Raw genomic sequence first — 11724 nt, forward strand, 5'->3', positions numbered from 1 at the left:
AACGCAGATCTTAGGATGTCACCACCTCACCCTCGCCAAAATGCAGCCCATCGACCGATTTGAAGAAGCGAAGGGCAGCTGCGACGCTTTCGAAAATATAGCGAGCCTCAGCCTCCGCTAAAAGAACATTGTCGTGAGCTAACGAGCGGTCATTCCTCACCCCATTAAACCGCTCGAAAATCTTGATGTTGGACCTCAACATATTCAGGATCATCTCTGTCAGTTCAACATCCTGTGCAAGCAGCTTGATGTATTTCCCGGCGCGAGAGTGGAGGGGATCATCCCGCAAATAATCACCGCCCCTTGATTGCAAAAGGTAAGCAAACCTTTTCATGCAATATAGGTGCAGTCGGTCAAGCCCGGCGGCATGGCGGCCGGCATCAAGATCCCGGCGGATACCATCGACCAATTCACTAAGCGTTTCACACTTCTCGTAGGTCTCGAATGCGTCTGTGGCGGCTGCACTGTCATCCCCCTCGAGCTTCTGAATGAACTCAAACAGACGCCGTTCGACCCGTTTCTCTTCCTCAGGGTCTCCTTTTGCACACTCTGATTCCTCGACTCGGTATTTCCAAAGCGCTCGCAGTACCCGACCAACCAATGCCGGAGGCTCGATCAGGATGAACTCACGCAACCTCTTTGCCTTAGATCCACCAATCCTGCGGTATTTCTCCTGCTCCAGATCGAGACCAAGTTCAATTTCGAACCACTCAGCCATGGTGGCATCACTGAAATCGAGGACATATCCCCCATGCATGTCGAAGGCATCGTCAAGCTTACGGATATCGACCTTTGTAAGCCGTTTGCCGGGATGTGGTGTCATTATTTTATCAAGCCTGTCAGTTCGTTATGGCACTAATATTGGCCGGTTTGCCCGCAAAGGAAGCGCTAATCCGTGATTTCTCAAAGAAAAAGAGCGCCTGGTAGCAGGCGCTCTTTGGTGAAACACATTTGGTAAAGGGCTGGCCCGTTGGCCGCCCTTCTTGTCACATATTCGGATAATTCGGCCCGTCACCGCCCTGCGGCGTGCACCAGTTGATGTTCTGGGCCGGATCCTTGATGTCGCAGGTCTTGCAGTGGACGCAGTTCTGGAAGTTGACCACGAACTCCTTCGTGCCGTCCTTTTCCACCACCTCGTAGACGCCGGCCGGGCAGTAGCGCTGCGCCGGTTCGTCATACATCGGCAGGTTATTGGAAATCGGCACCGTCGGGTCCTTCAGCTGCAGATGGCTGGGCTGGCTTTCCTCGTGGTTGGTGAACGAGAAGCTGACATTGGTCAGCCGGTCGAAGCTGAGCGTGCCATCCGGCTTCGGATAATCGATCGGCTTGTGCACCGAGGCCGGTTCGGTCGATGCCGCATCGGTCTTGCCATGCTTCAGCGTGCCGAACAGCGAGAAGCCAAGCGTGTTTGTCCACATGTCGAAGCCGCCCAGTGCCAGCGACGCGGTGAGGCCGAATTTCGACCACAGCGGTTTCACGTTGCGGACCTTCTTCAGGTCCTTGCCGATCGCGCCCTTACGGACTTCTGCTTCGTAATCGTGCAGCTCGTCGCCCGAGCGGCCCGCCTTGATCGCCGCATGCGCGGCTTCGGCCGCGGCCTTGCCCGACAGCATGGCGTTGTGGTTGCCCTTGATCCGCGGCACGTTGACCATGCCGACCGAACAGCCCAGCAGCGCCACGCCGGGCGCCACCATCTGCGGCATCGACTGGTACCCGCCTTCGGAAATCGCCCGCGCACCGTAGGCGACGCGCTTGCCGCCCTTCAGCAGCTCGGCCACCATCGGGTGATGCTTGAAGCGCTGGAATTCCATGTAGGGGAACAGGTGCGGGTTCTTGTAGTTCAGGTGCACCACGAAACCGACATAGACCTGGTTATTGTCCAGGTGATAGATGAACGATCCGCCGCCTGCATTGCTGCCCAGCGGCCAGCCCATGGTGTGGGTCACCGTGCCTTCGCGGTGCTTGGCCGGGTCGATTTCCCAGATTTCCTTCATGCCGAGGCCGAATTTCTGCGGCTCCTTGCCGTCGGACAGGCCGTAGCGTTCGATCACCTGCTTGGACAGGCTTCCGCGCACGCCTTCGGACAGGAACACGTATTTGCCGTGCAGTTCCATCCCTGGCTCATAGCCCGGTCCGGGGGTGCCGTCGGGGTTCTTGCCGAATTCGCCGGCAACCACGCCCTTGATCGTGCCCTTGTCGCCATAGACCAGTTCGGAACAGGCCATGCCGGGGAAAATCTCCACCCCCAGCTCCTCGGCCTGCTCGGCCATCCAGCGGCAGACATTGGCCATCGACACGATGTAGTTGCCGTGGTTGTTCATCAAGGGCGGCATCGGCCAATTCGGCACCCGAACCTCGCCGGCTTCACCCAGCATGTAGAAATTGTCTTCCTTCACCGGGACGTTCAGCGGCGCGCCCTTTTCCTTCCAGTCGGGGATCAGCGCGTCGAGTCCGCAAGGATCCAGCACCGCGCCGGACAGGATATGCGCCCCCACTTCCGAGCCTTTTTCCAGCACGACAACATCCAGATCGGCATCCAGCTGCTTCAGGCGGATCGCGGCTGACAGGCCGGCCGGCCCCGCACCCACGATCACTACGTCATATTCCATCGCTTCCCGTTCGATTTCCGACATGGGGGGCCCTCCTCTGGATCCGGCGCGTAATTTAATTTCGGAAGTGGTTACCGCGCTGCAGCATTGTACGTCAATCAGGACGAAGCGTTAAAACAGCCTGAATTCAATTGTTATCGCTGTCATCTGGGCTGTCTCCCATCAAATAACGCGGCCCTGCGCCCTTTTCACCTGCACGGTCCTGCGCGTTATACAACGCGCATTTGGGCAGTGACAGGCAGCCACAACCAATACAGCCATCCAGGTTGTCGCGCAGTTTTTCCAGAGTCGCTATCCGCTGGTCCAGCGCCTGCCGGAACTGCCCGGAAATCCGCCGCCAATCGGCGGGGGTCGGGGCGCGGCCATCCGGCAGGCTGTTCAGCAGGTCGCGGATCTCGGCGATGGTGAAGCCGAATTTCTGCGCGATCATCACGAAAGACAGCCGCCTTATATCCGCCCGTTCGAAACGGCGCTGACCGCCCGCATTGCGCCATGCGGTTATCAAACCCTGCGATTCGTAGTAACGGATCGCCGAAACAGCCAATCCCGTGCGCTCTGCCAGTGCCCCGATGGGCAACCCGGCCTTCTGCCTTAAGCCCCTGTTTTCAGACAACTCTAAATCCTTGACCTAAAGTTAGGTTTAGATTTTAGCCTGCATCAGGATTGAAAATCAACCGCAAAGGATTCCCATATGACCGTTCAACTGGAACATGCCAATTTCACCGTCACCGACCCCAAAGCCACGGCAAAGTGGCTTTGCGATGTTTTCGGCTGGCACATCCGCTGGCAGGGCGCCGCGATAGATGATGGCTACACGATCCATGTCGGATCGGATGACAGCTATGTCGCGGTCTATGCCCCGCCGGTCGCTCCGAAAAAGGCGACCACATCGCGTTACCGCACCATCGGCGGGATGAATCACGTCGCCGTGGTGGTCGACGACATCGACGCGATCGAGACGCGGGTGAAGGCGGCCGGCTTCACCCCGATCAATCACGCCGATTACGAACCGGGGCGGCGGTTTTATTTCCTGGACGGTGACGGCATCGAATTCGAGGTTGTCAGCTATGCGTAGCAATCCGCCCCATCGGAGATTCTGGCGATATTTCGCGCTGCAACCTGCGCCACCCCCTTGCATTATACCCATGCATTGGTTCAGGTAATTCGACACGAATGAAAAAACCCAAAGCGGCGGGCGCTCCGTGCCCGCCGTTCTGTCATGGAAAGAGGCCCATGGAAAAGATACCGATGACCAAAACCGGGTTTGCCGCGCTGGAAACCGAACTGAAGCACCTGAAGTCGGTGGAACGTCCGGCAATCATCCAGGCGATCGCGGAAGCACGTGAACTGGGCGACCTTTCGGAAAACGCGGAATACCATTCCGCCCGCGAAAAACAGAGCTTCATCGAGGGCCGGATCAAGGAACTCGAAGGGGTGATTTCGCTGTCCGACGTGATCAATCCGGCCTCGCTGAACGGCGCCATCAAGTTCGGTGCCACCGTGACCCTTGTCGACGAAGACACCGACGAAGAAAAAGTCTGGCAGATCGTCGGCGAATACGAGGCCAATATCGAAAAGGGTCTGCTGAACATCAAGTCGCCCATCGCGCGCGCGTTGATCGGCAAGGAAGAAGGCGACAGCGTCGAAGTCCGCACCCCCGGCGGGGAACGGTCCTATGAAGTCTTGAAGATCGAATATATCTGAACCCATTTCCCAGGCCGTCATGAGCGTTCACCATGGCTGAAAGGCAGAACCGTCGCCCGACCACCGCGTTGGGCATTTATGACCAGCCCAGCCGGGCGAAGGTCACGATGATCGAAATCATCGCGATTGTGTTCAGCCTTGCCTGGCTTTTGGTGGCGGGCTGGTTCTTCATGACGCTGGAAACCCCGGCCGGGGCCGATGGCCCCGACCACCTGCGGTTCTTGATGACGATACTGGTGCTTTTCATGCCGGTGGCGATGGTGTGGGTCGCGGCGACCGCGGCCCGGTCCAGCCGGATCATGCGGGAAGAAAGCGCCCGCCTGCAGGCAGCAATCGATGCTATCCGGCAGGCCTATGTGGCACAGGCGCAGGGCCGCGATCTTGCCAATGAACCCTCGGTCACCCGCAAGCTGGAGGAAATCGCCGACGCGCAACGGAAAACCGAAACCGCGCTGGCCACCTTTTCCAGCAAGCGCGACCACGGCACCGGCACGATAAGGCCGATGGTACAGAAAGCCGAAGCCGAAAATGCCCGGGACCAGGCGCCGTTGCCGCTGGGCACCCCGGCCGAGGAAATCGGCCCGCCGCTGGCGCGTTCGGATTTCCTTCGGGCGATGAATTTTCCCGAAACCGCCGAAGATGAAGCAGGCTTCGTCGCCCTGCGCAAGGCATTGAAGGACCGACAGGCGGCACAGCTGATCCAGGCCAGCCAGGATATCCTGACCCTGCTCAGCCAGGACGGCATCTACATGGACGATCTGCGCCCCGACCTGACCCGGCCGGATATCTGGCGTCGCTTTGCCGCCGGTGAGCGCGGCCGCGCCATCGCCAAGATCGGCGGCATCCACGACCGGTCTTCGCTGGCGCTGACCGCCGGGCGGATGAAGCAGGACCCGATCTTCCGCGATGCGGCGCATCATTTCCTGCGCCGCTTCGACAAGATGTTCCAGGAATTCGAACAGACAGCTTCGGATAGCGAAATCTCCGAATTGTCGGAAACGCGCACCGCGCGCGCCTTCATGCTGCTGGGCCGGGTGGCGGGAATTTTCGATTGAGCCGAGAAACCCGGGTGCATCCGATTGCATCCCCCGCCATTCACCGCTACGGCTGACATGCTTTTCAGATAACGACTGTTTCCGCCCATGCCCGCCAGTTCTTACCGCTCCACCTATTGGCAAGGTTTCCGTGAAGGATTGCCTTTCCTGTTCGTCATCACCCCGTTCGGGCTTCTGTTCGGCGTGGTCGCGACCGAGGCCGGGCTGAACCTGTTCGAAACGCTGACATTCTCGGTCGTGGTGATCGCCGGCGCGGCGCAGTTCACCGCGCTGCAACTGATGACGGAAAACGCACCCACGCTGATCGTGCTGGCCTCGGCCTTGGCGGTGAACCTGCGCATGGCGATGTATTCGGCTTCGCTGACCCCGCATATCGGCGCGGCGCCGCTGTGGAAACGGGCCCTCATCGCCTATTTCACAGTCGATCAAAGCTATGCCTGTTCGATCGTCGCCTATGAAAACAATCCCGACTGGACCCTGTCGCAGAAGGTCACCTACTTCATGGGGACGGTCACTCCGGTCTGTCCGATGTGGTACGTATCCACCTTGGTCGGCGCCCTGATCGGCACCGCGATACCGTCCGAACTGGCGCTGGATTTCGCCATCCCGATCACCTTCATCGCGATCATCGCCCCGTCGCTGAGAACCCGGGCGCACCAGGCTGCCGCGCTGGCCGCTGTGGTTCTGTCGCTGCTGTTCAGCTTCCTGCCCTATAACCTGGGCGTTCTGGTGGCCGGGCTTGGCGCGATGATCACCGGGGCTCAGGTCGAATTGTGGACCGAACGCAAAAAAGGGGCGGCATGATGGACGGGATCGACAAGACCACGCTCTGGACCGTGATCATCCTCTTGGGGCTAGGCAGTTTCGGGTTGCGCTTCGTCTTCACCGGGATGATCGGAGACCGGCCGTTACCGCCCTGGCTTCTGCGCCACTTGCGCTATACCGCGGTGGCGGTCCTGCCCGCGCTGGTCACCCCTTTGGTCATCTGGCCCACGGGCACCGGAGGCCAGTTCGACGCGCCCCGCGTCATCGCCGCTCTGGCCACGCTGTCGGTGGGATACTTCACCAGGAACGTTCTGGCCGCCATCATCGGCGGCGCTGCCAGCCTGTACGGCCTTCTTTACCTGCTGGGATAGGTCTTACGATGATTTGTCCGAATTCAGCCGGCGCACCCGTTCGGGATCGTAGGCTTCCAGCGCCTTGAAACGGTCCGCGTCATCATATTCGTAAAGCTGCTTGGTGCTGACCCTCGGAACTTCGCCGAACTGAGCGGACAGCTTGTTGGGATACCAGGTCTGCTTGATGTTCAGCCCGGGCAGTTGCGCCAGGATCGAAGAGGTACTTTGCGCACACATCGCGTCGGGCACTTCGCCGTAATTCAGCGCTAGGTTCAGCGCCTTCTCGGCAGTTTCGGCCGGCACTTCCATGCGCTGCACCACGACGTGATACGTCTTGCGGGCATGGAAACGGGTATAAATGTCTTCCAGTCCCGGCGTGACGTTATAGACCACGTCGTTCCGGGTCACGATTCCATGCTTGCGGAACGAACCAGCCGGATCAAAAATCACCCGCTGGCTGCCGTTGATCATCAGCGAGCTGTGCGCGCCTGACCCGTTCGAGTTGCTGACCATGGTGTATAGCGTCAGCGCGGGCGGGCCGTCATGTTTGTAAACGGACCGGGCAATCACATCGTCGGGGAATGGCGGGTCGTGCTTGACGGTACAGCCTGCCGTGACGGTCAGGGCACAAATCGCCAGTAAAAGCCCACGCATGATACACCCCGCTCATAAAGCCCGGCCCTGGTGACCGGAGGTCAGCTGTTGACCAGCGCCATGAAGATCAGGATGGCGATGATGGCAATCACGGCCCACTTGGTGAAGCTCACGAAACCCGCGAAGGTTGCTTCCTGAACCGAAATGTCCATTTCGCCATGCTTGTGTTCAGCCATTTCTCATATTCCTTAAAAGTCGCTGTTCCGGGATTGATTAGCGGATTTTTCGCAACCTGTCACCACGGCAAAACCGCCGCAGGCACAGGTTCGTCAGCTTTTTTCCAGATCGGCGGCCAGCCGGAAACCGATCCGCTTCGCTTCGACCTGTTCGGGTTCCTTCGGCAGCGCCCGCAGAATCACGCTCAGCTGGCTGACATGCTGGATCAGTTGCGTTTTCGTACCCGCCCCGTCACTGCCGTAAAAGGTGACGATATCCGGATCGAAATATCCCAGCCCTTCGATCCGGATCACCCCGGCATCGCCGCCGGCGAATCCCATCGCGACCTCGTGTTCGGCGTCCAGCGTCTGTTCGAAATTCTGGATATAGAGGATCAGCCGCTCATAGGCCCATTGCGCCGGGCTCTTTTCGCGCAGTGGGGTTTCGGTGACGGTGACCGGAACCTCGGTATTGCACGGCGCTTCGGGATCGGCGTGGACCTCATGACGTCGCGGCAGGGCGTCCATTTCATAGACCTCGGCCGAGGTCGCGATCTTGTCATCCATCGTCCCGCTCCTTCACCTGCCACAACCAGGCCCCGTCGCCGCGTCTTTCGCGGCGGATCTCGCCGGTCTGGTGCATGTGGTTCAGATGCGCGACCGCTTCGACCAGGGCCAGACCATAGGTACCACCATCGATCTTGCGTTTGAACAGCGGCGGAAAACAGTCCGCAGCGGTGCGCGGTTCCTGCAGGTGCTTGCGCAACCGCCGCAGCGCGCCGTGATGATTGTCGATCAACTGCCGCATCCGCGTCGGCAAGCCGGTGAAAGGCAGCTTGTGCCCGCCCAGCACCAGGTGATCCTCACGCGCCAGCGTCTGCATCCGTTCGCAGCTTTCCATCCATTCGCCCAGGGGATCGGCCTCGGGTTCGGTCGGATGGACGCCGATGTTCGGACTGATCGAGGGCAGGATCTGATCACCCGACAGGACAAGGTTGTCGTCGCGGCTCCACATCGTCAGGTGCTCGGGCGCGTGGCCATGGCCGATATGGATGTCCCAGTCGCGGCCACCGGCGCGGATCACGTCCCCCTGCTGGATGCGGGTGAACCCCACCGGCAGCGGATGGCAGATATCGGTGAAGTTGAACGGTCGTTCCGCCCGGCGCTTTTCCAGAACCTCGGGCGCCATGCCGGCGCCGATCCAGAAATCGACCGCTTCCGCCGTCGGTTCGGCCTGCTCATCAAGAATCAGCATCCGCGTCATCAGGAACGCCGTGCGGGTGGTGGCGATTTCCGCACCGAACCGCGCCTTGAACCACCCGGCCATGCCGACGTGATCGGGATGGTGGTGGGTCAGGATCACTCGCCCCACCGGTTTGCCGCCCAAGGCGCCCGCCAGCAGCGTTTCCCACATCGCCACCGATTTCTTCGAATGGACCCCGCTGTCGATCAGCGTCCAGCTGTCGCCTTCGTCGATCGCGTAGATGTTCACGTGGTCCAGCGCCATAGGCAAAGGCATCCTGATCCACAGGATGCCTTCGGCGACTTCGATCGCGGTGCCGTTTTCCGGCGCTTCGGCCCAGGGGTAGCGTATGCCGGCGGTATCGAGGCTCATGCCCCCATCTCGTCCAGGCTGAAGCTGTACAGATCGTCCGCCCCGGCCATCGCATACACCAGCAGCGATTCATGCTCTGGCAGCAGGCGCCGGATATAGAACCGCGCCAGTTTCGACCGTGCGCCTTCGCCACCTTCGGCCATCGCGGCCTTCAGATGGCAATGGCCGCCCAGAACCCGGGCAAAGGCGCGGGTGAAGGGAACAGAGCCGGCGAAACGGGTATTCATGTCGGTCTGGCTCACCAGCCATTCGACCGCCTCGCGCAGGCTTTCGCAGGCCTGCCAGACCGGTTCGGCCAGTTCCGGCATCGCGGCGCGGGCGGTTTCGGCATGCGCCTCGATCTCGTCGATCAGCTCGTTGGCGGCCTCGCCGCCATCCATCATCTTGCGGCCCACCAGGTCCATCGCCTGAATGCCGTTGGTACCCTCGTAGATCGCGGTGATGCGCACGTCGCGGCTGAACTGCGCGGCGCCGGTTTCCTCGATGAAGCCCATGCCGCCATGCACCTGCACGCCCTGTTCGGCAACGTCGATGCCGACATCGGTGGCAAAGGCCTTGGCGATCGGCGTCAGCAGCGCGGCGCGCGCCTTCCAGTTTTCCGCCCCGGTCGCCGCGGCCATGTCCAGCGCCACCGCGCAAGACATCACGATGGAACGCGCCGCGAAGGTATCGGCCCTCATCGACAGCAGCATCCGGCGCACGTCGGCATGGTTGACGATGGGGCCGAACTGCTGCCGCTCCTTGGCATATTCCAGCGCCTTCTGATACGCGCCCTCGGCGGCGCCGACGCCCTGCGCGCCAACCCCCAGGCGGGCATTGTTCATCATCGTGAACATCGCCGCCATGCCCTTGTGCGGTTCGCCCACCAGCCAACCCTTGGCGCCGTCGAACTGCATCACCGCGGTCGGGCTGCCATGGATACCCATCTTGTGTTCCAGGCTGACCACCTTCAGATCGTTGGCCACGCCCGGATTGCCATCGGCGTCGGGGATGTATTTCGGCACCATGAACAGGCTGATCCCCTTGGTCCCCGCCACCCCGTCGGGCAGGCGCGCCAGCACCAGGTGGCAGACGTTGCCGCCGAAATCGTGATCGCCCCAGGTAATGAAGATCTTCTGACCGGTGATCGCATAGGTGCCGTCGCCATTCGGGACCGCCTTGGATTTCAGCGCGCCGACATCCGACCCGGCCTGCGGTTCGGTCAGGTTCATCGTGCCGGTCCATTCACCGCTGATCAGCTTGGGCAGGTAAAGCGCCTTGATCTCGTCGCTGGCGTGATGCTCCAGCGCTTCGCACTGGCCCTGGGTCAGCAGCGGGCAAAGACCGAGCGCCATGTTCGACGAGGTCATCATCTCGTTGAAGGCGGTGGTCAGGGCGAGCGGCAGCCCCATGCCGCCATACTCTTCCGGCCCCGACACCGCGACCCAGCCGCCCTCGGCGATTGCCGCGAAGGCTTCCTTGAAACCGGGCGAGGTCCGGACCACGCCGTTTTCCAGAACCGCCGGGTTCAGGTCGCCATCGCGCTGCGTCGGATAGATCACCTCTTCGCACAGCTTGCCCATGCCTTCGAGCACCGCATCGGTCAGGTCCTCGCCGGTCTCGGCATACTTTTCGGTGTCCCGCAGCTGGCCGAAGCCGGCAACGTTGTCAAAGACGAAACGGATATCTTCAACTTGCGCGCGGTAGGTCATGTTCTTCTCCTCCAGCCAACTGGCTTGGCTTCTTTTCTTGTCGCGAGTATGCAATTGATCTTTCCCGTGCAAACTAGTGAACCGCACGCCCATCACAATTGGAACGCCGCGTCATTGGCCATGATCACAGCCCGAACCGAAACGCTTGGCGATGATATCGCCGGATTATCCCGCGCAGCAGAAATACTTTCCGCAGGAGGGCTGGTCGCGATACCCACCGAGACGGTTTACGGGCTGGCAGCCGACGCGCGCAACGACCTCGCCGTGGCGCGAATCTTCGAAGCCAAGGGGCGCCCCCGCTTCAATCCGCTGATCGTGCACCTCGCCGATGCGGCCGCGGCGCGCGATTACGTCGAATGGTCCGCTTCGGCGCAGAAACTGGCCGATGCGTTCTGGCCCGGGCCGCTGACCCTGGTCCTGCCGCTGCGGCCCGATAACGGGCTGTCGCCGCTGGTCACCGCCGAACTGCCCAGCCTGGCGGTGCGGGTGCCGGCGCACCCGCTGGCCCATGCGCTGTTGCAGGAATTCGGCGGCCCGGTGGCAGCGCCCTCGGCGAACCCCTCGGGCCGGATCAGCCCGACTGAACCGCGCCACGTGCTGGACGGGCTGTCGGGCCGGATCGAAGCGGTGCTCGACGGCGGCGCCTGCCCGGTCGGGGTGGAATCGACCATCGTCGGGCTGACCGGAGAACCGACATTGCTGCGCCCCGGCGGCGTCGCGGCCGAGGAGATCGAAAAGGTTCTGGGCCAGCCGCTGGCCGTTCACGGCGCGGGCGACCCGCTGGTCGCGCCGGGACAGATGACATCGCATTACGCGCCGGGCGCGAAGGTCCGGCTGAACGCCGATCACGCCGAACCGGGCGAGGCGCTGCTGGGCTTCGGCCCGATGCAGTCGACGCTGAACCTGTCGGAAAGCGGCGACCTGACCGAGGCGGCGGCCAACCTGTTCCACCACCTGCACGCGCTGGACGCGATGGGGCCCGAGGGCATTGCCGTCGCCCCGATCCCGGAAACCGGGCTGGGCCGCGCCATCAACGACCGCTTGCGCCGCGCCGCCGCGCCGCGCTGATTGGGGGCCAGCCCCCAAACCCCCGGGATATTTGGGAAAAGAAGAAGAACAGCGG

General features: G+C 61.5%; 14 protein-coding genes. 6 read left to right on the forward strand and 8 right to left on the reverse strand.

The annotated features are described in order from the left end of the window. Nucleotides 1–10: 10 nt before the first annotated feature. From IT775_RS06395 to soxR, 3 genes are all read right to left on the reverse strand, one after another. Nucleotides 11–823, reverse strand: coding sequence for an abortive infection family protein (locus IT775_RS06395; protein ID WP_212700257.1), 813 nt, complete (start codon nucleotides 821–823; stop codon nucleotides 11–13). A gap of 163 nt (nucleotides 824–986) precedes the next feature. Then, nucleotides 987–2633, reverse strand: a complete 1647-nt coding sequence (locus IT775_RS06400) for an electron transfer flavoprotein-ubiquinone oxidoreductase (protein ID WP_212700258.1) — start codon at nucleotides 2631–2633, stop codon at nucleotides 987–989. A gap of 103 nt (nucleotides 2634–2736) precedes the next feature. Beyond that, entirely contained in the window at nucleotides 2737–3222 is a 486-nt protein-coding gene (gene soxR / locus IT775_RS06405; protein ID WP_212700259.1) for a redox-sensitive transcriptional activator SoxR, read from the reverse strand. A gap of 78 nt (nucleotides 3223–3300) precedes the next feature. Here soxR and IT775_RS06410 point away from each other — a divergent pair, with 78 nt between their 5' ends. The 5 genes from IT775_RS06410 to IT775_RS06430 all read left to right on the forward strand — a co-directional run bounded on the left by IT775_RS06410 (nucleotide 3301) and on the right by IT775_RS06430 (nucleotide 6504). Continuing rightward, a complete protein-coding gene (locus tag IT775_RS06410; protein ID WP_212700260.1) occupies nucleotides 3301–3684 on the forward strand; it encodes a VOC family protein in 384 nt (127 codons plus the stop codon). Nucleotides 3685–3842: 158 nt separating this feature from the next. Further along, nucleotides 3843–4313, forward strand: a complete 471-nt coding sequence (gene greA, locus IT775_RS06415) for a transcription elongation factor GreA (RefSeq protein WP_212700261.1) — start codon at nucleotides 3843–3845, stop codon at nucleotides 4311–4313. A 32-nt stretch (nucleotides 4314–4345) separates the two neighbouring features. Continuing rightward, nucleotides 4346–5368, forward strand: coding sequence for a hypothetical protein (locus IT775_RS06420; protein ID WP_212700262.1), 1023 nt, complete (start codon nucleotides 4346–4348; stop codon nucleotides 5366–5368). An 87-nt stretch (nucleotides 5369–5455) separates the two neighbouring features. Continuing rightward, on the forward strand, nucleotides 5456–6172 hold the full coding sequence (locus tag IT775_RS06425; RefSeq protein WP_212700263.1) for an AzlC family ABC transporter permease: 717 nt from the start codon (nucleotides 5456–5458) through the stop codon (nucleotides 6170–6172). Continuing rightward, a complete protein-coding gene (locus IT775_RS06430; protein WP_212700264.1) occupies nucleotides 6172–6504 on the forward strand; it encodes an AzlD domain-containing protein in 333 nt (110 codons plus the stop codon). Before IT775_RS06425 ends, IT775_RS06430 begins: the two co-directional genes overlap by 1 nt. Nucleotides 6505–6507: 3 nt before the next feature. Here the strand turns inward: IT775_RS06430 and IT775_RS06435 are convergent, their stop codons facing one another. The 5 genes from IT775_RS06435 to IT775_RS06455 form a co-directional block, all read right to left on the reverse strand. Further along, nucleotides 6508–7140: a hypothetical protein gene (locus tag IT775_RS06435; protein ID WP_212700265.1), complete on the reverse strand. Its 633-nt coding sequence runs from the start codon at nucleotides 7138–7140 to the stop codon at nucleotides 6508–6510. A 41-nt stretch (nucleotides 7141–7181) separates the two neighbouring features. Next, nucleotides 7182–7316: an aa3-type cytochrome c oxidase subunit IV gene (locus IT775_RS06440; RefSeq protein WP_212700266.1), complete on the reverse strand. Its 135-nt coding sequence runs from the start codon at nucleotides 7314–7316 to the stop codon at nucleotides 7182–7184. 93 nt (nucleotides 7317–7409) lie between these two features. Next, the gene (locus IT775_RS06445) at nucleotides 7410–7862 is read right to left on the reverse strand and encodes a DUF6173 family protein (protein WP_212700267.1); all 453 of its coding nucleotides are present in this window, start codon (nucleotides 7860–7862) and stop codon (nucleotides 7410–7412) included. Beyond that, nucleotides 7855–8910, reverse strand: coding sequence for an MBL fold metallo-hydrolase (locus tag IT775_RS06450; RefSeq protein ID WP_212700268.1), 1056 nt, complete (start codon nucleotides 8908–8910; stop codon nucleotides 7855–7857). The genes IT775_RS06445 and IT775_RS06450 overlap by 8 nt, the downstream gene beginning before the upstream one ends. Beyond that, nucleotides 8907–10601: an acyl-CoA dehydrogenase gene (locus IT775_RS06455; protein ID WP_212700269.1), complete on the reverse strand. Its 1695-nt coding sequence runs from the start codon at nucleotides 10599–10601 to the stop codon at nucleotides 8907–8909. Before IT775_RS06455 ends, IT775_RS06450 begins: the two co-directional genes overlap by 4 nt. Before the next feature lie 120 nt (nucleotides 10602–10721). Here IT775_RS06455 and IT775_RS06460 point away from each other — a divergent pair, with 120 nt between their 5' ends. After that, on the forward strand, nucleotides 10722–11669 hold the full coding sequence (locus tag IT775_RS06460; RefSeq protein ID WP_212700270.1) for an L-threonylcarbamoyladenylate synthase: 948 nt from the start codon (nucleotides 10722–10724) through the stop codon (nucleotides 11667–11669). Nucleotides 11670–11724: the final 55 nt, after the last annotated feature.

The organism is Thalassovita aquimarina, assembly GCF_018219815.1.
GTDB lineage: Bacteria > Pseudomonadota > Alphaproteobacteria > Rhodobacterales > Rhodobacteraceae > Thalassobius > Thalassobius aquimarinus.